The sequence below is a fragment of the Bacteroides sp. f07 genome, assembly GCF_042854785.1.
Taxonomy (GTDB): domain Bacteria; phylum Bacteroidota; class Bacteroidia; order Bacteroidales; family Bacteroidaceae; genus Bacteroides.
Genome location: NZ_BAABXI010000001.1, coordinates 2,528,253 through 2,547,182, shown reverse-complemented (window position 1 = coordinate 2,547,182; position 18,930 = coordinate 2,528,253). Strand labels below are relative to the sequence as shown.

The window sequence follows — 18,930 nt, the reverse complement described above, 5'->3', positions numbered from 1 at the left end:
AAGTATGAAATTCGTTAAATATTTCTTGCAGAAAAAGTCGGTGACTATTCTGCTGTTACTGCTCGTATTGGGCGGCGGACTGCTTTCCTATGTGAAAATGGGAAAGCTGGAAGATGCTCCCTTTACAATCAAACAGGCATTGGTGCTGACTCCTTATCCGGGAGCTTCTCCTTCCGAAGTGCAGTCGCAGGTGACAGATGTTTTGGAAGAGTCTATACAGTCATTGGGGGAATTATACTACCTCAAGACGGAAAACCGTGCAGGGCTTTCTAAGATAACGGTTTACGTAAAGAAAGAAATCCGTGCGGACGAGATGCAGCAGCTATGGGACAAGCTTCGCCGGAAAGTCAATGATGTGCAAACGAAACTTCCTGCCGGGGCAGGCCCGTCAGTAGTAAACGATGATTTTGGTGACGTATTGGGTGTTTTCTATGGATTGACCGGTGAAGGACATTCTTACCGGGAACTTGAAGACCAGGCAAAGCTTATCAAGAATGAGTTGCTCAAAGTGAAAGACGTAGCGAAGATAGAAATCTATGGTGTACAGTCTCCTACGATTGATGTTATCCTCAGTCCGTCTGTGATGGCGCGGAGCGGCATTACTACGGCGGATATTTCCCGTGCTTTCGATGCGCAGAACCGGGTGGTGGATGCCGGTGGTATTGATGCCGGAGTGAACAGGATACGTATCGAATCAACCGGGAATTTCTATTCTTTGGACGATATACGGAATCTGACTATCGTATCTCGTACAGGAGAACATTTCCGGCTGGCGGATATTGCCGAAATAAAAGAAAGCTATCAAACACCGCCCGCCAATAAAATGCGGATTGACGGAAAACCGGCGGTCGGAATTGCCATCTCTACCGTTCCCACTGGAAATGTGGTCGATATGGCGGAAGCTGTTAAAGTAAAGATAGACCAATTCTCGGAGACGATGCCCGAAGGGTTTGAGTTGCAGACGATTTACGACCAGGGATATGAATCGGCCGTGGCAAATCAGGGATTTATCTTAAACCTGATTATTTCTGTTGTAACGGTGGTTGCTATTCTGCTTTTCTTTATAGGATTCAAGAACGGCATCCTGGTTGGCAGCGGATTGGTCTTTTCTATTTTTGCCACATTGATAGTCATGCTGACACAGGGAATAGCCTTGCAGCGTATGTCACTTGCCGCTATTATCATTGCTATGGGAATGTTGGTGGATAATGCCATCGTGGTTTCCGATTCGGCATTGGTCAATATGCAGCGGGGAATGCGTAAGCGGGTGGCTATCATGAGGGCTTGTTCTGCGACGGCATTACCGTTATTAGCGGCAACAATCATTGCTATTTTAACTTTTTTACCTATATATTATTCGCCGCACATTACCGGCGAGTTGTTGTCATCCTTAGTTGTAGTTATCGGCGTTTCGCTGATGTTCAGTTGGGTCTTTGCGCTGACGCAGACTCCTTTCTTTATTCAGGAGTTTGTCCGTCGGCCAAGACCCGATGAACTTAAGGCTGCTCTTTTTGCAGGTAAATATTATGATAAGTTCCGTTCGGCTCTGGGGTGGGTGATTAATCACCGGTATGCCACCGTAGGATGCATGGTCGTGATGCTAGTATTGGCTGCCTGGAGCTTTAAGTTTATTCCGAAAGTGTTTGTGCCCGCATTGGACAAACAATATTTCACGCTGGATATGTGGCTGCCCGAAGGGACACGGATAGAAGAGACGGATAAGATGGCAATGGAGATGGCGGATTTTATTCGCGGACAAGAGGAGACGGAGATGGTGTCTACGTATGCCGGAAGGACACCGCCGCGTTATTATCTGTCTAATGTATCTTTCGGTCCTCAGTCCAATTATGCGCAGATACTGGTAAAATGTAAGACGTCGAAACTTTCTCGCGAGTTGCATGCCCGTTTGCAGGATTCGATTTCAATCAAGTTCCCGGAACCGCTGATTAAAGTAAATAAGTTCGAACTGAGCCCGTTGACGGAAGCGGTTATCGAAGCCCGCTTCCTAGGGCCGGACCCTGCCGTGCTCGATTCGTTGGTCGGACAGGCGATAGAAGTGATGCGGCGTAATCCGAAAGTTGCGGATGCCCGTAATGAGTGGGGTAATATGTCGATGGTTATCCGCCCGGTGTACGACCCGGTGAAAGCCGGAGCGTTAGGTATCACCAAGGCTTCTATGATGGAATCAGTGAAGTCTATTAATGACGGATTGCCCGTTGGCATCTACCGGGATGATGAAAAGAAAGTACCCGTACTTTTGAAATCGGGCAATGTAGATATAACCGACACCGGCTCCTTAGGCGATTTCTCTATCTGGAACGGAGAAAGGTCGGCTCCGCTTTCACAAGTGACGGAACGGATAGAGACAACTTGGGAATTTCCACAGGTTCGAACCTATAACCGCCAACTTTCAATGGCTGCCATGTGCGGTGTGAAACCGGGATATACGATGGCAGAAGTACATGGGGAAATCCGGCAGGAAATCGAGAATATGCAACTTCCCGAAGGTTATACTTTCTTCTGGGACGCACAGTATAAAGACCAGGGAGAAGCAATGCAGGCTATCGCAAAATATTTTCCATTAGCATTTCTGGCATTGATTGTTATTTTGGTCGCTTTGTTCGGCAACTTCCGCGAACCGGTTATTATCATTTGCATCCTGCCTCTCTCGCTGATAGGCATCGCTGTCGGCATGTTGCTGACAGGCTTTGATTTCGGTTTCTTCCCGATAGCCGGTTGGCTGGGATTGCTCGGAATGATTATCAAGAATGTAATCGTACTGATTGATGAGATTAACGTGCAGCACCGGAGCGGGATTGACTTGTACACTTCCATCGTTGAGGCTACGGTTTCCCGAACCCGTCCGGTATTGATGGCGGCTACGACAACCATTTTCGGTATGGTTCCTCTGTTGTTTGATGTAGCGTTCGGCGGCATGGCCGCTACCATTATCTTCGGACTGACGTTTGCTACGGGGCTGACCCTGTTTGTCACTCCTGCACTGTATTCTATGTTCTATAAAGTAAAAGGAAAGTAAAAATGAAGAAAAGAATATTTTATCCGTTTTTTTACTGTTGCGCTTTTCTGGCTTTACCCGCCATGGCGCAGCAAAGCCCCTTATTGGAGAAATACCGGATGATGGCATTGGATTATAATCACGACCTGAAAGCGGCAGAAAAAAATATTGCCGCCAGCGTAGAAATAGAGAAGTCCGCACGCGCGGATTTGAAACCGAAACTTTCGGGAGCCGCCAACTTCCAGTACACAGGCAATCCGTTGGAACTGACCTTGGATGTCCCTTCCCTGGGATTGTCGAAGACAGTGGAAGGAAAGAACTTGAATTATGGAACTTCTCTTTCCATCCTGCAACCGGTCTATACAGGCGGGCGTGTACTGGAATCTATCCGTATGGCGCAACATCAGCAGTCGTTTGCAAGCAACCAGGCGAACGTGCTGAATGATGCAGTCTGTTATCAGACGGATATGCAATACTGGAGTGCCGTAGCCCGGCAGGAGATTGTGTCCGTTGCCGAAGACTTCCGTAATTCGATAGCCTCTCTGGTAAAGACAATTAAGGAAAGGGTGGAAGTCGGGCTTGTAGACCCGCAGGACTTATTGATGGCGGAAGTGAAACTGAATGAAGCGGAATATCAACTGCTCCAGGCACAAAGTAATTTTGAAACGGGCAGGATGGCATTGAACTCTATGATTGGGGTTCAACTGGAAAATACGACAGAGCTGGATTTCCAAATACCATTGGTGGCAATGAACGATTCTCTATGGCTTTCCACCGGAATGACACGTCCTGAAATCCGGATGGCTTATGACCGTATCCGCATAGCCGAGAGTTCTAAAAAGTTGAACGATTCGCAATTCAAACCTCAATTCTATGTAGGAGTAGATGGCAGTTACTCGTCTCCCGGTTATAATTTCAAGAAAGACTTAGACCCTAACTATGCCGTTTACGCCAAAGTATCCGTTCCTATTTTTGAATGGGGAAAACGGAAAAGCGAGAAACGTGCTTCTTCCTTACGCATCGGAATGGCGGAAGATAATCTGAACAAAGTCGTAGACCAGGTGGAACTGGAAGTGGGTGTAGCGCGCAAGGCATTGTCACAAGCCATCGAACGAGTCCGTTTGAGTGAAAGTTCGTTGGCAAAAGCGGAAGAAAACGAGGCGAAAGCAGTGGAGCGTTACAATGAAGGAAAGGTGTCTGTGGTGGAAGTTATCGATGCGCAGACCTACCGGCAGACTTCCCAGGTAAACTATGTGCAAGCGAAAGCGGCGGCACAAGGACATTACTCGGAATTAATAAAAGCGCTCCATGGCTGTGATTATCGCTAAAAAATAGTAATTTTGTATGAGAAGAATCGGTTGTGATATGAATATGAAGTTGAATACCTTATTATATGTAGCGTTATTTTCAGGACTGGGAGTATTCTCTTTTCTGTTATTGATTAATTATGCTACCTTTCCCGACGAGGTTGCCGATGTATTTCATTCTGCCGGCACACTGACTTTCTTCATACTGGCATTTAATGTATTGGGATATGCGACGATGCGATTGAGTACATGGATGGATAATCAGTACGCGCTGAACCTGCACCGTCGTTGGAAATTAATATCCGTCTATATGGTCGTAATGGGAATGTTTTTCTTATTGAACTACGGCTTGCTGATAACAGCCAAACTGTTGGCGGGAGCGGCCCGTCCGTTTGTGTTTCCCAATGGCGGATGGCGGATTCTGATTACCGTGTGGCTGGTGGAACTGGTCATTTTGGGATTGCTGTTAGCCAATCGTTCCATGCGGAATGCATTGAAGCTGCAACGGGAAGCGACCGCCCTGCAAAAAGAAAACAATACGGCACGTTATACTGCATTGCAAAACCAGTTGAATCCCCATTTCCTGTTTAATAGCCTGAATACATTGATTTCTGAAATCCGTTACAACCCTGCCAATGCGGAACTGTTCACCCAGCATCTTTCTGACGTGTATCGCTATACGCTTCAGTGCCAGAATCAACGGCTGACAACTTTGCGGGAAGAACTGGATTTTCTGAATTCTTATATTTTCCTGCACCGGGTGCGGCTGGGAGACTGTATCCATATTGATAACCGCCTGCCGGAAGTCTGTCTGGACTCTCAGATTCCACCGCTCACTATCCAACTGCTGGCGGAAAATGTGATAAAACACAATGTTATCCATATGGGAAAGCCGATGACCATTGAACTTTTTTATCTCGAAAAGGAGAAAGAACTGGTGGTCAGAAACCGGATACAGGCTAAGAAGAGTGCGACCGCTTTCGGTACAGGATTAAAGAATCTTTCCGCCCGCTATAAATTGCTGTGTAATCGTGATATTGTGATAGAGAATAATTTGCAAGAGTTTACAGTCAAAATACCTTTGCTCCATGAGTAAGATAAAAGCTGCTATAATAGAGGATGAGATTCCGGCTGCCCGTTTGCTTCGTGACACTTTGTCGGCTTTGCGTCCCGATTGGGAAGTACAGTTATTGCCGGGGAATATCGAAGAGGCAGTGGAGTGGTTCGCCCGGCATCCCCATCCTGACATTCTTTTTCTGGATATTCAGTTGACCGACGGTAATTCGTTCCTTTTTATAGAACAAGCCCGTCCTGAAAGCATGATTGTGTTTACCACTGCTTATGATGAATATGCCGTGCGTGCTTTTACGGTGAACAGCATCGATTATCTTTTGAAGCCGATTCATGAGGAACGGCTGTTGCAGGCTATCCGGCGTTTTGAGGGACTGAGCAAAAACTATATCCATGATTTCAAATCTGAAAGCAGGATGATGGAAGTCTTGCAGCAGCTTGCTGTTGCGCAGGAGTCTTCTTCGTCTGCGCATAAAAAGTACCGCACACGTTTTTTGATTTCCAGTGGCGAGAAACTGCTTACTCTGCAAGTCAGTGACATTGCTTATTTTTATTCAGAGAATAAATTGACATTTGCCGTGACGCACAAGAACCGGGAATATCTTATTGATTTGGCTTTGGACAGATTGTGTGAGCAACTGGATCCCGACCGGTTCTTTCGCACGAACCGTCAGACGCTGGTCTGTATTGATGCCATCCAACGTATCGAATCCTACTTCCTGGGGAAATCAGTCGTCCATGTATTGCCGCCTTTCAAGGATAAAATCATCGTCAGCAAAGACAAAATGGCTTCTTTCAGAATGTGGCTGAATTATTAGACGACTGCTTGCCTTACAGCAGGATAATACGTTTCTGCATGATGTCGACAAGTTGTGCTTTCAACAAGCGGGCATTGATAGGCTTGGGCATATAACCGTCAAATCCGCTTTCCATCACCCGTTGTTCGTCCGAAGCAAAAGCAAAGGCTGTGATGGCTATAATCGGCACCTTGGCCGAATATTTTCGTATCTCCTTGGTAGCTTCATATCCATCCATGACCGGCATGTTGATGTCCATCAATACGATTTGCGGATTGTACTCCTTAAACAGATTGACAGCTTCCAGCCCGTCCCAGGCATGTATCAGGTGATATTCATATTTTAGAATAGACTCGAACAGTTTGTAATTGCTTTCGTTGTCTTCGGCAATCAGAATCACCAGTTTGTCTTTCTCGATGCTGGTGGTTTGCATTTCTTTTTGCGGAGCTTTTACTACCGCCTCCGCCTGCTTGTAGGGCAATGTGAACCAAAACGTGGAACCGTTTCCCACCTCTGATTCCACACCGATTTTACCACCCATATTATCAACGAGAGTCCGGCAGATTGAAAGTCCCAGCCCTGTGCCTTGCGCAAACGAGTTCAGCTTGACAAAACGCCCGAAAATACTGTCCTGTTTGTCCTGTGGGATACCACAACCGGTATCCGTGACATAAAAGTATAATTCATCATTTTGCCGTTTATAGCCGAAACGAATGCTGCCCCGGTCGGTGAACTTTATCGCGTTTGTTATGAGATTGATGATTAACTGGGATAATCTGTTCTTCTCTATATGTGCGCAACAAGGCTTTTCTGGAACTATAAATTCCAGTTTTACCTTATTCGACTTGAGCTTTAGCTGGCAACTGCTTTCCAAATCGCTCATTAAATCATTAATCTCGACATTGGAATAATTAAAGTCCAGTGTCCCTGCCTCTATCTTGGATAAATCCAGGATATCGCTGATAAGTTGCAGCAACAAAGTGTTATTGCTTTCAATGATACTCACGTATTCTTGTTTTTCCTCTTCCTCTTCGGTAGAGGCCAATATGCCTGAGAAACCGACGATGGCGTTGAGAGGAGTGCGTATCTCATGACTCATGTTTGCCAGGAAAGCAGATTTCAGACGATTTGATTCTTCCGCACGGTTTTTGGCATTCACCAACTCCTGTTCCATCTTCTTGCGTTCGGTTATAATCAGCGAAGAACCTACCAAAGTCAACGGATCTCCTTTTTCGTCCCGGGTTTCAACAGCAGCCTGGGCTTCTACCCAGTCTATCCTGTGAAGCCCCTTGTGGACGTTGACTATGCGGTATTCTTCCTTCACCTTATTCGAACGCCCTTCTATCAAGTCTTTGTAGGCTTGTTCTACCCGCATGCGGTCTTCTTTGAATATCTTGGAGAAATATTGATTGTCGGGCACTGCCAGTTGTTCCTCGGATATATCTCTCCCGAATGTGCTAAGTTCTATCGGTTTGTTGATGTCGCACAAAATCGTGCGGCTTTGCAAGTCCCATTTCCACGGCACGATATTGGCCACTTCGAGGGACATGGAAAGTTTATTGTTGATAGTACTTAGCTTTTGTTGTGCTCTGTGCAATTCCGTACTGTCCAGACAGAATATGTCGATGATATTGCTATGTTGTGTCCCTTTGAGTATTACGTCATAGAAAGTATCTATTTTCTTGAAGTAATAGGGGAAAGTTACCGCCTTGTTTTCGTCGAGTGCTTTCTTGATGAAATGCAGAAATTCCGGCATCGACTCCGGGAAAATCTCACTTGCTTTCTTTCCGATTACTTTTTCTTGGGGAAGGAAGTTCTTCTCGAAATGGGCATTGACTTTTCGATAAATCAGTTCGACAGGCATGCCTTTTTCATCCGTAACCAGTTCTTCCTGCATATACAGGATAGGCATATTGTTTATCAGGTTTTTGTAATTAGCCATGGCATCTATCTCCTTTTGTTGCATTTTCTTTATGATATTCAGGCTATGGATACGATAGAAGAAAAACAAGGCAAGTATAAAGATAAAAGATAAAGAGCCTATGATGAAGTATTGGTTTTGTTCCCAAAATGAAAGTGGCTTATGTAGAAAGCGTGTGTTCGAAGGACACATGGAAGGGGAGAACCCTTTGCGCAGTAATGCTGTATAATTGATGATAGGACCGCCGTCCGACGGTATGTAGAAAGGAAGTTCCCTCGCTTGTTTTCCCTGGAGAATGGATGAAATGGCATGGACTAATTCCTGATTGTATTTCTTTTGGTTGTAGGTATAGCCGCCTATCATTCCCCCGTTTTCTTCGGTAATATCTGTCATGTTCAGCGTAAAGAGAGGTGCGGTCGTTGTCACGATAAGTTTGTGGTCATTAGCTACTAATGATAAATTACCGGCAAATATCGTTTTATAAAACCAGGACGCGAATAATACGCCTGTCGTTTTGCTGTCGATACGATATAGGGAGTCGAGCAATTGATTGGTCGTCATTTTCTTGGGTGTTATAAACTGATATTCGATATGTGGATGGGACGTTTTTAATTCGTCCTCTATATCCAAGTTGTTACTTAGATTGATTTCCCGTTCGTCGCCGATAAATATAAATTTCTTGAGATTGGGATTTATGTGATTGATTAGCTGTACATTTTCACGAAGATAGAGATTGGAATACAGGAAGACCATATTATACGGATCAGCGAACTGAGCGATTGGAATACGGTCAGCCGATGCAATTGCCTGTTTTTTAAAATAAGATTTCTGTGGTCCTTGAAAGTCTTCTTCCGAACAGAGAACAATAGGTATATCTCCCCAGAATTTTCTGTATTCATCTCTCAGTGTGAATGCAGGACTTCCCAATAACACCAATAACCGGGGGCGTGGCTGTGAGTATTTTTGAGAAATCATATTCCTGAAATCCTCCAAAATGGAATCGTTGTCCGTCATCAGTGTGTTCATATGTTCCGCATACATTGCCAGTTGAGAGTCCTTTTGGACATATTCCGATATGGTAGAAATCATGCGGCTACTCCATGGTGCAGATTCTGCATAAGAATTAATACATAAGATGTAATTCGGAATATCTATGTAGTTTCTTTGGGCTAAAAGGGATGGCGTAGACAAGAAGCATAGAAAAAAGAGCCATAGGCATTTTTTTATATCCATGAGAAATGTTTGTTTGTGGGATCTTTATTTTATAGTTTTTATTATAGCAGTACAAATGTAGTGAAAAAACGGATTGAAAAACTATTTCTATGATTAATTTTGCCGGAATGCCTGTTTTAGTAGTTACTTTAAGCCTTTTGATATTTTTTAGGACAGAATTTACATTCCCCTTTCTTGTCGGTATAAAGTGCTTCCATGCACTTCTTTTTTCTGAAGTATAGAATTTTAAGTGTTTGAATATTAGTGAAATATATCTATGGGTTTTCTTTTAAAACCAACAGGCCGTTCATTTAAAAGGAACGACCTGTTGCACACTGAGGAAAGTACTTCCTCATAGGAAGAGTTTGTGAAATACTTATTTATTTTTCTGCCTTGCTTTTACTTTGTCCGGCATTATTTCAATACTTCGATAACTTGAGGCAGTATTGTCCAAATCGTATTCTCATCCTGTGTGGTAAAGAAATTACCGTCTATCTCTGATTGTTCATCAGTAACTGTTCCGTTTTGGATAGCCGGTTTCGCTAATGGATGAACTGCCACTTTTTTACCTTTCGTTACGCCTGCGAAGTCAAACATCATTGCACCGGCACAGTGTCCGACCATTATTTTCCCCTTATCTCCAAAGGCTTTGATTACCTCCATTAAATCTATATTATAAGGTTTGTCCGCATTCTGTTGAAATACAGGTACGGCATCGCCACAAGAGAAAACGAGTGCATCGAATTCATCTTCGTGACCTTTCAAATTAGCAATCACATCGTCTACTGTCAGACTGATTCCTGAATTTGTTTTAATATCCTTCGTATCCGATACGGCAAATACTTTATACGAAATGCCATTCTCGAAAAATGCTTCCAAGTATTGGAATAATCCACAACCATTTACCGGATTTACTGCTAAAACTGCTACTTTCTTTGCCATAATCATAATTATTTAAATGAAACAATAGTTATTATTAGTAAGTTTATTACTTTTGTGATGCAAATGTATCTTCCTTTGTGGAGAAAAGCAAGAACGCACCTATAAATAAGGAAGTTACATGGGAGTAACTATTGTTGTAACTCAACTAAATACAAAACGTTAAAAGATGAAAAACTTTCACCCGACAGGAAATTGTCCCGTAAGAGATGTGCTCAGCCGCTTGGGAGACAAGTGGTCGATGCTGGTGCTTATTACCTTGAACGCAAACGGCACTATGCGTTTCAGCGATATTCATAAAACAATAGAAGATGTTTCTCAGAGAATGCTGACGGTTACTCTCCGCACTCTTGAAGCTGACGGCTTGGTGGAACGGAAAGTATATGCGGAAGTCCCTCCTCGTGTGGAATATAACTTGACGGAGGTAGGAGGGACTTTGATTCCTCATATTGAAGGTTTAGTTGGGTGGGCTTTGGAGAATATGAATACTATTTTAGATAATAGGAAAATCAATCAATAGTGTTATCCTTTTACTCCCATAAATTTGAAAGGGACTGCTGTTTTAAACTCCTTGGATGTATTCCCATGATATGTCTCTCCGTTAGCGATAGATAATTTAAGTACCGGAGCTCCTTCCGATAAATCCAAATCCCGAAGATTTACCCAAAAGGTATTAGGAGTCAGACTTGATTCGAAAAAATATCTTAGGTTCTTGCTTTCTGAAACTGTTCGCCATTGTGTGGTGGAGATTTCAGGACTTTCGGGAGTTGAAATTCCATAAGGAACGGAAGCATTGCGCACGACACTGAAGACACTGGCAACGGCAATTCTTTCGTCATCGGTCTTAGGGACTGCGTTAATGTAGAAGCTGGCTCTGGCAAAACGGTCGGCGGCACGATTCGTTCCGGGGAGAAAGCTCAATCCACCTATTGATTTCCAGTATTCGCTAAGGGCTAACTGTTTGTCGTAGGTGGGGGAGTTGGTCATAACTTTATATTCTTTGCTATGATATACAGTCAGTTTTCCGCCTACATACTCAAAAATAGCACAGTCGCTTGTAGCGTCCGAGATAGACAAATGTAAAGTTGCCAAACGGGAACCGTCCGGCATCATATCCGAAACGACCTGAAAGGTGTCTTCGTCAATATAAGCAACAGCTTCTTCCACGGTTGCAAAATTATCCAGCATATATTGCACCCATGCTGTAATGGCAAGTCCCGGTTTATTTTTATCTCTTACCGGATACTCGGTTTCGGGTAGCCAAAGCAGATTGGCGACTAGTCCCTTCTCATTCATCCCGTCCGTACTGGCTATCTCGAAAGCAGAAGTCACTACGCTACCGTATTTGGAAGTCCATTCCAGCGAGTTCTCTCCAGTTTCTCCATTACGTTTCATTCCTCTGGGAAATACCCAAAGATTACTATGCATGTCTGTTTTCCAATCCATAGAACGACCGGTGGCTACCATACTATTGGTTCCTGCGTAAACGACTCTAGTGCACATAATTTTAATTTTTAGTTATAGGTTTATTATTGGTTATTATACCTTGCGGTGACAAGTTAACAAGAATGTGCTTTTAAAGTTCATTTTAGAAAAATTGTTTGCAAGATGAATTTTCATATCTTTGCAAGGAGCTATTTTAAGGGTTTGGACGCAAAAATAAAGCGGACTGACAAATGACTTCTGAACCATTCAATATTTAAAAACATGGAAATAAAAAAAGTAATTTCAGATAAGAAAGAATTCCTCGAACTGTTACTCTTGGCTGATGAACAAGAGGATATGATAGACCGGTATTTGGAACGTGGCGATATGTTCGTTCTGTATGACAATGGATTAAAAGCTGCTTGTGTAGTAACTCGTGAAGGGGAAGGTATTTATGAAATCAAGAATATTGCTACTGTTCCTTTTTTCCAACGTCAGGGATACGGGAAACGTTTAATTGAATTTCTATTCGAGTATTATCAGGACAAATGTACTGAAATGTTGGTGGGAACGGGAGATGCGCTTTCTACCATATCTTTCTACGAGCATTGCGGTTTCACAATTTCCCATCGTATAGAGAATTTCTTTACTGACAATTATGACCACCCGATTTATGAAGAAGGCAAGCTATTGACGGATATGGTATATCTGAAAAGAACTTTTTGATACTATCATAAAAAAACAGGTTTGAACTATCCGTATATTTAGGGGAAAAGAAAAATGTGTTTGCTTATATTACCATATAGGCGGGCGTACTTATCAATGCACTCCTATTTAGCAGAATTAGGTTCTTCTATTCTTACAACAGAATGTTCCGTTATTAATAAACCTGATTTCTGTTTATAATAAACTTTGGGATTTTCCAATTCCAATAACGTCAAAATCCGCATAGACTAAAACAACTACATATCAATAAGTTAATTGGTGTTTGGGGTAACGGATAAACTCCGGTCCCACCCGAATGCGGTGGATTGTTCTATTCTTATGTAGGTTTCCATGTAGGGAACCGGCAGGAATACATGAGCCACTAAAAAATTAACGATATGTATTGTTCGATCACATTCAAAGGCCGCAAGGACCCCCAGGACCCCAAGATGGTCAAACTGGAAATGATTTTCTACAAGACCGGTTACACCCGCATTCCGCGAGTGGTCAGCATCACCGGAGCTTACAAATGCTGGAACAACGAAACCCAGAGTTTTGAATCCGCCTCCAGCGAGTACCTCAAGAAAAACCAGCTGCTCCTCGAACTCAAAGAGAAGTACATGTCCGTCGCCGAACGGTGGGAAAAGGAAGACCGCAACTTCTCCGTACTGCAATGGGCCGATTGCTTCAAACCCAAAGAAGAGGAAAAAGCAAAGCAGGAATCGAAAGTGCTGACCGTTCTCCAGCTCATCGACACCAGAATCGAATACTTCGAGAACCACGAGAAATTCAAGAACGGCAAACTCGTCAAGAGTGTCGGCACCGCCAGCATGTACAAGCAGTTCCGTACTTCACTTTCGGCCTTTACCCAGAAACAGTACAACAAAGACCTGTCCCGCTTTTACTTCACCGACATTACCCAGAAACTCTTACTGGAATACATCGTCTATCTGGAACGGCGCGGCATCGAAAACGGGAATCGTGCCGGCTTGCGCCAATTCCTTCGCATCTTCCGGGCATTGGTGAACCACGCCAAAGACGAACTGCACATGTACGGAGCCAATCCCGCAATCTTCGAGGCGGCTGCGGAAAAGATGGCATGGGGACAATTCGAGTCCAAAGCCGTCAATCCGAACATCATCCGCCGGATGGAATTCATGGACCGCAGCCTCTTCTCCGAGCAGGAGCAGCTCTGCCTCGACCTCTTCCTCTTCAGCTTTTACAGCGGCGGTATGGCCAACGTCGATGTCGTCAATCTGACGTGGGACATGATTAACGAAAAGGAGGGCATGATTGTCTATGAGCGCACGAAATTCCCCAAGTTGGCCAAACCCCTGCTCATCGACCGCCTGATGGTAATTCTGGAAAAATACAGAGGCAAAGGCATCGGCAACTACGTTTTCCCGGTCTATACCGAGAAACACGTGACCGACAAACAGAAGATGGGGCGCCGTGGCAGCTTCTCAACCCTCGTCAGCGAAACGCTGGACAAGGTTTGCGAGATTCTGGGTATCGACGAGAAGATGACGTGGTACACGGCACGAGGCACATTCATTTCCAGCGAACTCGATGCGGGCACTCCAATCACCCACGTCGCCGAGATGGCCGGCAACAGCGCCCGAACCATCGAGAAGCACTACTACAAAAACACTAAGCAGGAAGAACTGCGTCAGCGGATGAATGCTCGTTACGGTAGCTGGGGACAGCAAGCCATATAAGAAAATGCCGCTCTGCGAAGGGCGGCATTTTTTATTTCAGGATGATTCCACTTTTCCATCCGTTCATAATCGCAACAGCTGGAACTTGATACCTATGGAGAAATAGACGATTTCGGAGAGATCGAGCGACCGGTTTCCGCACTTGGCGATGATATCGAGGTCGTTAGCGCTCAGTTCGTAATAGAGCGTGATATTGCGCAGCAGACCATTGTTTTTCAAGTAGTAGGTAAACCGCTGCCCGACGTAGAGATGCGTCCGCAGCCGCGAGGTGAATCCGTAATAGCTGTCGCCGGGATACTTGTCGGATTCCCGTACCCAATAATCCTCGCCCGTAATCAGGTTGAGATAGATACCGCACGACAGCGGCTCGATCGCGAAACGGTCGCAGCACCGGATGCTCCACGGGATGTAATTCTGCTTGAGCGTGAACGTCGTGTGCGTCCGGTCGGACCAGGCTTTGGGGAGAATGCCGACCAGCACGTCGGTCTCCCAGCGGCATTTGCGTCCGTAATCCCAACCGCAGCCTACCGACAGGAATCCCATGCCGCCGGCGTATTGTGCCTTGACATGCGTGGGAAGCACCCGTTCCCATCCTTCATAACCCCGATGCTCCCGAAAATCGAGGCGTTTGCTGTTGTCGAGTTGAATGTTGGCGAGCGGCACGAACGACGGTTCCTGGGCCATCGTAGGCAACAGCCATAGACAACAGGCCGATACGGCGATCAGCCGCTTAAAACTCCACCCGTTCATAGTCGTACCCCTCCTCGGTAATGGTAAAGAGCAGATAATTCTCTTTTCCGATATTGTCGCATTCGTAATAGATTACCCCGTCGTCGAACAGATCTTCGGCGGCGAAATTGTGCCCGTGGCCGTTCAGGCAGAATTGCAGCGCGGGAAATTGCCGTATCATCCGCTGGAATATCTTGGCCAAATTGTTGTCGAACTGCTCCGAATAGGGTTTGGCGTGCATGGCCACAACGCTCTTTTCGGCTCCGGCGGGGAAATCCGCTATTTGCCGTTCGATAAAATCGAAGTTCGGGACGGGCGTGTCGTGGTCGAACTCCAGCGCATTGGTATTCAGGCAGACGAAGCGCACGTTCCCGGCCGTAAACGCGAAATCGACCGCTCCGAAAATCTTGGTGAAAATCCGTTCGCCGGTGGCCAGACAGTCGTGGTTGCCCAGCAGCACGACATACGGCACCTGCAATTTGTCGAGAATATCCCGTTGCCGCTCGAACTCGTCGCGCAGGCCGAAATCGGCCATGTCGCCCGTGTGGATCACGAAGTCGATGTCGTCGCGGGCATTGATGGCTTTCACGGCATCTTCGGTCTCGTCGTACCAGCGCTGCGTGTCGCTGATCTGCGCGAAGCGGATCGTCCGCTTCCCTTCGCATGCCGCCTCGATGCGGGCGATGTTGCGGGCATTGATACCCGTCTGGCCGTCGATGCGGGTATCGTAAGGATGGTATTCGACCTGACAGGCAGTCAGAAATACGGCGACGGTCGAAAAAACGATACTGCGTTTCATAAGCGGCCGGGAATAGGTGTGGTATATACGTCTTCGTATTCTGTCCGCGGCAGGGATCTGCTCCGACGGAATATGCCTTTGATTTTTCCTTTCGTGCGCTGCCGCCACTCGAACGCCAGACGGCAAACGACCCCTTTGAACTGTACGCCGTCGGCATCGGTGCGCAACGCCTCCGCATAGCGGTGCAGGATGTAGAGATAGGCCGGAGCGCTGCACGACAGACGGCGCATGTTGCGCAGCCGACGGCGCATGGACAAGCGTTTGCGGAATGACATCCGGTTGGTGTCGATGACCTGAAAACCATAACCGCCACCCCTGCTTCCGCTCTCTTTTTTATAGAGAATATTCCCGACGTTCAGATCCTTGTGCTCCACGCCGGCCCAGTGCAGGCGGACCAGAAATCCGGCCACGCCGTCGAGTACGCTTTTCGCCTCCTCCCGCTGCATGAACAGCTCGGTCGCGGGCCGGATCGATTCGTAGTCGGTGTACAGCGACACGAAATAGCATTGCCGCATCATGCCCCGCCGGCGTATCTCCACCACGGCCACCTCCTCGGGCGTGTCGATGCCCAGACGGCGCAGCCGGTCGGCATACAGGTAGGCACGCATGGCCTTGCTCTTGCGAAGCGTGCCGTACAGCATGCGGTTGCACGCGGACAACCGGACATAACTCTTGACCGCCAGCCGCACGCCATCGACCTCGAAGAGCTTGACCACGTTGCGTCCGTCATGAAGCGTCTTTCCGTGTCGGGCGAAAAAGAGCGGACGGGAAAGTTGTTCGACGAACGGGCGGAAACGTTCGTATGCGGGATTGATGAGGATTTTCATGACTTATAATGAATCATTCGTTAGGTGTAATGTCGGCCAACTCATCTGTAATAGCTTGTTGGCGGCGTTTGTTGTAGGTTAATGACAAATCGTCGAGCAGTTCCTTCGCATTGTCCGTCGCCGTCTGCATGGCGACGGTACGTGCCGCCTGCTCGGCTGTGGCACTGTCGAGCAGCACCGAATAGAGCCGTGAGCGAAGCGTATGGGGCAGCAGTGCCGCGAGAAGCGTTTCCGCTCTGGGTTCGCAGATGTATTCCGGGGCGCAGTCGAACCACTCTTCTCCTGTCATCATCGTCATCGGCAGAAAGACATCCTGCACGGGAGCCTGATGCCCCATAGAGAAAAAATGGTTGTAAACCAATACCGTTTTGTCCGTCTTACCGGCAGCATATTCCTCCATCAGCAGGTCGGCCAATGCGGCGACACCTTCGAAGGTCGGTTTTGCTACGAACGACCGAAAACGCTCGTCCGTATCGTACCCCGCCTTGAGGGCTGCCTGTGCGATTTTCTCCCCGACGGGAATTACCGTCACGCGGTCGAATCCCTCGGCCCGGAGCATCTCGACCTGCTGCGTCAGAGCCTTGACGGCATTGGCGTTGAAAGACCCGCATAGCGAACCGTCGGACGAGAACGCCACGACGACGGCTCGTTCGCGCTTGTCGTGCGGCGACATCAACGGCGACTCGACTTTCCAGTCCGGGGCAGCGCATAATGCCCGTGCGATATCAGACAGCCCTCTCTCGTATTTGGCCAACGCCAGAGCCGTCGCCTGCACACGGTGCAACTTGGCCGACGCGACCATCTTCATCGCCGAGGTAATCTTCAGCGTACTTTGGACCGAAGCCATGCGGGCTTTTATCTCTTTGAGTGCTGCCATACGCCTATATTTTCAGATTGGATGATACCCGTTCGGCCGCAGCCTCGATGGCGGTTCCGGTCACTTCATCGATTACGCCGCCGTGCAGGGTCGGAAACACCTCCGAGCCTTCCAGTTCACGGAGCAGCTCCCGCTCGAAGTCGGCAACGCGGTCGAGCGGAACATCTCGCATCAGTCCGTGCGTACCGCAGTACAGGACGGCGATTTGCCGTTCGACCGGCATCGGGCTGTACTGAGGCTGCACGAGCAGGCGCGTATTCTTGCGTCCCTTGTCCAGCACGGCGGTCGTCACCGCATCCATGTCGCTGCTGAACTTGGAGAAAGACTCCAACTCGCGGTACTGCGCCTGATCGATTTTCAGGGTTCCGGCCACCTTCTTCATCGCCTTGATCTGGGCGTTGCCGCCTACACGCGACACGGAGATACCCACATCGATGGCCGGGCGGTTGCCTTGATTGAAAAGATTGGCATCGAGGAAAATCTGACCGTCCGTAATCGAAATGACGTTCGTCGGAATATAGGCCGACACGTCGCCCGCCTGCGTCTCGATGATAGGCAGTGCCGTGAGCGAACCTCCGCCGCGCACCTTGCCTTTCATGGTTTCGGGCAGATCGTTCATCTGCTCGGCCACCTCCTGCTGGTCGATAATCTTGGCGGCACGCTCCAAAAGGCGCGAGTGGAGGTAGAAGATGTCCCCCGGGTAGGCTTCGCGGCCCGAAGGGCGGCGCAGCACGAGCGACACCTCGCGATAGGCCACGGCCTGCTTGGAAAGGTCGTCATACACGACCAGCGCATGGCGTCCCGTATCGCGGAAATACTCGCCGATAGCGGCTCCGGCGAAAGGTGCGAAATACTGCATGGCTGCCGAATCGGCGGCCGTGGCGGCCACGACGACCGTGTAGTCCATCGCCCCGTGGCGGCGCAACGTTTCTACGAGTGCGGCCACGGTAGATGCTTTTTGACCGATGGCCACATAGATGCAGTAAATCGGTTCGCCGGCCTCGAAATTACGGCGCTGGTTGATGATGGTATCGATGGCGATGGCGGTCTTGCCCGTCTGTCGGTCACCGATAATCAACTCACGCTGCCCGCGGCCGATGGGAATCATCGCATCGACGGCTTTCAGGCCCGTTTGCAGCGGCTGGTTCACCGGTTGCCGGAAGATGACACCCGGCGCCTTGCGTTCAAGCGGCATTTCCACCTGTTCGCCTTCGATAGCACCGTTGCCGTCGAGCGGACTGCCCAGCGGGTCTATCACACGCCCCAACATGCGTTCGCTCACGCAGATCGAAGCCGTGCGGCCCGTGCGGCGCACGAGGTCGCCCTCCTCGATTCGGTCGGTGGGACCGAGCAGCACGGCGCCCACGTTGTCCTCTTCGAGATTCATTACTACGGCTTTCATGCCGTTATCAAACTCTAAAAGTTCGTTCGCTTCGGCGTTCCGCAATCCGAAAATACGCACCACGCCGTCGCTGACCTGCAACACCGTACCTACCTCGGCACATTGTGCCGCGAGACTGATGCCTTGCAATTCGGAAAGCAGTATATCCGAAACTTCCGATGGTTTTATCTGTTCTGTGTTCATGA

The 18,930-nt window shown here is 47.7% G+C and carries 15 protein-coding genes; 7 read left to right on the top strand and 8 right to left on the bottom strand.

Features of this window, described 5'->3' with window-relative positions; genetic code table 11:
• Nucleotides 1-4: 4 nt before the first annotated feature.
• From ACGHVY_RS10470 to ACGHVY_RS10455, 4 genes are read left to right on the top strand one after another with little or no spacing between them, the layout of a single operon-like run.
• The gene (locus tag ACGHVY_RS10470) at nt 5-3,037 is read left to right on the top strand and encodes an efflux RND transporter permease subunit (RefSeq protein WP_390598897.1); all 3,033 of its coding nucleotides are present in this window, start codon (nt 5-7) and stop codon (nt 3,035-3,037) included.
• 2 nt (nt 3,038-3,039) lie between these two features.
• A complete protein-coding gene (locus ACGHVY_RS10465; RefSeq protein ID WP_390598896.1) occupies nt 3,040-4,344 on the top strand; it encodes a TolC family protein in 1,305 nt (434 codons plus the stop codon).
• A 43-nt stretch (nt 4,345-4,387) separates the two neighbouring features.
• Nucleotides 4,388-5,419: a sensor histidine kinase gene (locus tag ACGHVY_RS10460; protein WP_390599673.1), complete on the top strand. Its 1,032-nt coding sequence runs from the start codon at nt 4,388-4,390 to the stop codon at nt 5,417-5,419.
• Nucleotides 5,412-6,212: a LytTR family DNA-binding domain-containing protein gene (locus ACGHVY_RS10455; protein ID WP_308745014.1), complete on the top strand. Its 801-nt coding sequence runs from the start codon at nt 5,412-5,414 to the stop codon at nt 6,210-6,212. The genes ACGHVY_RS10460 and ACGHVY_RS10455 overlap by 8 nt, the downstream gene beginning before the upstream one ends.
• A gap of 13 nt (nt 6,213-6,225) precedes the next feature.
• On the opposite strand, the gene ACGHVY_RS10450 is transcribed toward ACGHVY_RS10455, so the two are convergent.
• Together ACGHVY_RS10450 and ACGHVY_RS10445 are read right to left on the bottom strand one after the other, a co-directional pair.
• A complete protein-coding gene (locus ACGHVY_RS10450) occupies nt 6,226-9,345 on the bottom strand; it encodes an ATP-binding protein (RefSeq protein WP_390598895.1) in 3,120 nt (1,039 codons plus the stop codon).
• A gap of 393 nt (nt 9,346-9,738) precedes the next feature.
• Entirely contained in the window at nt 9,739-10,266 is a 528-nt protein-coding gene (locus ACGHVY_RS10445; RefSeq protein ID WP_390598894.1) for a DJ-1/PfpI family protein, read from the bottom strand.
• A 166-nt stretch (nt 10,267-10,432) separates the two neighbouring features.
• Between ACGHVY_RS10445 and ACGHVY_RS10440 the strand changes: the two genes are divergently transcribed.
• Nucleotides 10,433-10,783, top strand: a complete 351-nt coding sequence (locus ACGHVY_RS10440; protein WP_308745017.1) for a helix-turn-helix domain-containing protein — start codon at nt 10,433-10,435, stop codon at nt 10,781-10,783.
• Nucleotides 10,784-10,785: 2 nt separating this feature from the next.
• On the opposite strand, the gene ACGHVY_RS10435 is transcribed toward ACGHVY_RS10440, so the two are convergent.
• Nucleotides 10,786-11,766 (bottom strand): linear amide C-N hydrolase, encoded by a 981-nt coding sequence (locus tag ACGHVY_RS10435; protein ID WP_390598892.1) that lies wholly within the window; start codon nt 11,764-11,766, stop codon nt 10,786-10,788.
• A 204-nt stretch (nt 11,767-11,970) separates the two neighbouring features.
• Here ACGHVY_RS10435 and ACGHVY_RS10430 point away from each other — a divergent pair, with 204 nt between their 5' ends.
• Complete coding sequence (locus tag ACGHVY_RS10430) at nt 11,971-12,414, top strand: GNAT family N-acetyltransferase (RefSeq protein WP_308745019.1); 444 nt, start codon at nt 11,971-11,973, stop codon at nt 12,412-12,414.
• Between the two features lie 377 nt (nt 12,415-12,791).
• Entirely contained in the window at nt 12,792-14,111 is a 1,320-nt protein-coding gene (locus tag ACGHVY_RS10425; RefSeq protein ID WP_390598890.1) for a phage integrase SAM-like domain-containing protein, read from the top strand.
• Nucleotides 14,112-14,174: 63 nt separating this feature from the next.
• Here ACGHVY_RS10425 and ACGHVY_RS10420 read toward each other — a convergent pair whose 3' ends face one another.
• The 5 genes from ACGHVY_RS10420 to atpA are packed head-to-tail and all read right to left on the bottom strand — an operon-like array spanning nt 14,175 to nt 18,928.
• Nucleotides 14,175-14,861, bottom strand: a complete 687-nt coding sequence (locus tag ACGHVY_RS10420; RefSeq protein ID WP_390598888.1) for a hypothetical protein — start codon at nt 14,859-14,861, stop codon at nt 14,175-14,177.
• Nucleotides 14,842-15,639, bottom strand: coding sequence for a metallophosphoesterase family protein (locus ACGHVY_RS10415; RefSeq protein ID WP_390598887.1), 798 nt, complete (start codon nt 15,637-15,639; stop codon nt 14,842-14,844). The genes ACGHVY_RS10420 and ACGHVY_RS10415 overlap by 20 nt, the downstream gene beginning before the upstream one ends.
• Complete coding sequence (locus ACGHVY_RS10410; RefSeq protein WP_390598885.1) at nt 15,636-16,466, bottom strand: lipopolysaccharide kinase InaA family protein; 831 nt, start codon at nt 16,464-16,466, stop codon at nt 15,636-15,638. The genes ACGHVY_RS10415 and ACGHVY_RS10410 overlap by 4 nt, the downstream gene beginning before the upstream one ends.
• 13 nt (nt 16,467-16,479) lie before the next feature.
• On the bottom strand, nt 16,480-17,343 hold the full coding sequence (atpG, locus tag ACGHVY_RS10405) for an ATP synthase F1 subunit gamma (RefSeq protein WP_390598883.1): 864 nt from the start codon (nt 17,341-17,343) through the stop codon (nt 16,480-16,482).
• A 4-nt stretch (nt 17,344-17,347) separates the two neighbouring features.
• A complete protein-coding gene (atpA, locus tag ACGHVY_RS10400; RefSeq protein ID WP_390598881.1) occupies nt 17,348-18,928 on the bottom strand; it encodes a F0F1 ATP synthase subunit alpha in 1,581 nt (526 codons plus the stop codon).
• Between the last annotated feature and the right edge of the window lie 2 nt (nt 18,929-18,930).

Coding starts and splice junctions, on each gene's coding strand:
- ACGHVY_RS10470 (WP_390598897.1), top strand. CDS start 5: ATGAAATTCGTTAAATATTTCTTGCAGAAAAAGTCGGTGACTATTCTG.
- ACGHVY_RS10465 (WP_390598896.1), top strand. CDS start 3,040: ATGAAGAAAAGAATATTTTATCCGTTTTTTTACTGTTGCGCTTTTCTG.
- ACGHVY_RS10460 (WP_390599673.1), top strand. CDS start 4,388: ATGAAGTTGAATACCTTATTATATGTAGCGTTATTTTCAGGACTGGGA.
- ACGHVY_RS10455 (WP_308745014.1), top strand. CDS start 5,412: ATGAGTAAGATAAAAGCTGCTATAATAGAGGATGAGATTCCGGCTGCC.
- ACGHVY_RS10450 (WP_390598895.1), bottom strand. CDS start 9,345: ATGGATATAAAAAAATGCCTATGGCTCTTTTTTCTATGCTTCTTGTCT.
- ACGHVY_RS10445 (WP_390598894.1), bottom strand. CDS start 10,266: ATGGCAAAGAAAGTAGCAGTTTTAGCAGTAAATCCGGTAAATGGTTGT.
- ACGHVY_RS10440 (WP_308745017.1), top strand. CDS start 10,433: ATGAAAAACTTTCACCCGACAGGAAATTGTCCCGTAAGAGATGTGCTC.
- ACGHVY_RS10435 (WP_390598892.1), bottom strand. CDS start 11,766: ATGTGCACTAGAGTCGTTTACGCAGGAACCAATAGTATGGTAGCCACC.
- ACGHVY_RS10430 (WP_308745019.1), top strand. CDS start 11,971: ATGGAAATAAAAAAAGTAATTTCAGATAAGAAAGAATTCCTCGAACTG.
- ACGHVY_RS10425 (WP_390598890.1), top strand. CDS start 12,792: ATGTATTGTTCGATCACATTCAAAGGCCGCAAGGACCCCCAGGACCCC.
- ACGHVY_RS10420 (WP_390598888.1), bottom strand. CDS start 14,861: ATGAACGGGTGGAGTTTTAAGCGGCTGATCGCCGTATCGGCCTGTTGT.
- ACGHVY_RS10415 (WP_390598887.1), bottom strand. CDS start 15,639: ATGAAACGCAGTATCGTTTTTTCGACCGTCGCCGTATTTCTGACTGCC.
- ACGHVY_RS10410 (WP_390598885.1), bottom strand. CDS start 16,466: ATGAAAATCCTCATCAATCCCGCATACGAACGTTTCCGCCCGTTCGTC.
- atpG (WP_390598883.1), bottom strand. CDS start 17,343: ATGGCAGCACTCAAAGAGATAAAAGCCCGCATGGCTTCGGTCCAAAGT.
- atpA (WP_390598881.1), bottom strand. CDS start 18,928: ATGAACACAGAACAGATAAAACCATCGGAAGTTTCGGATATACTGCTT.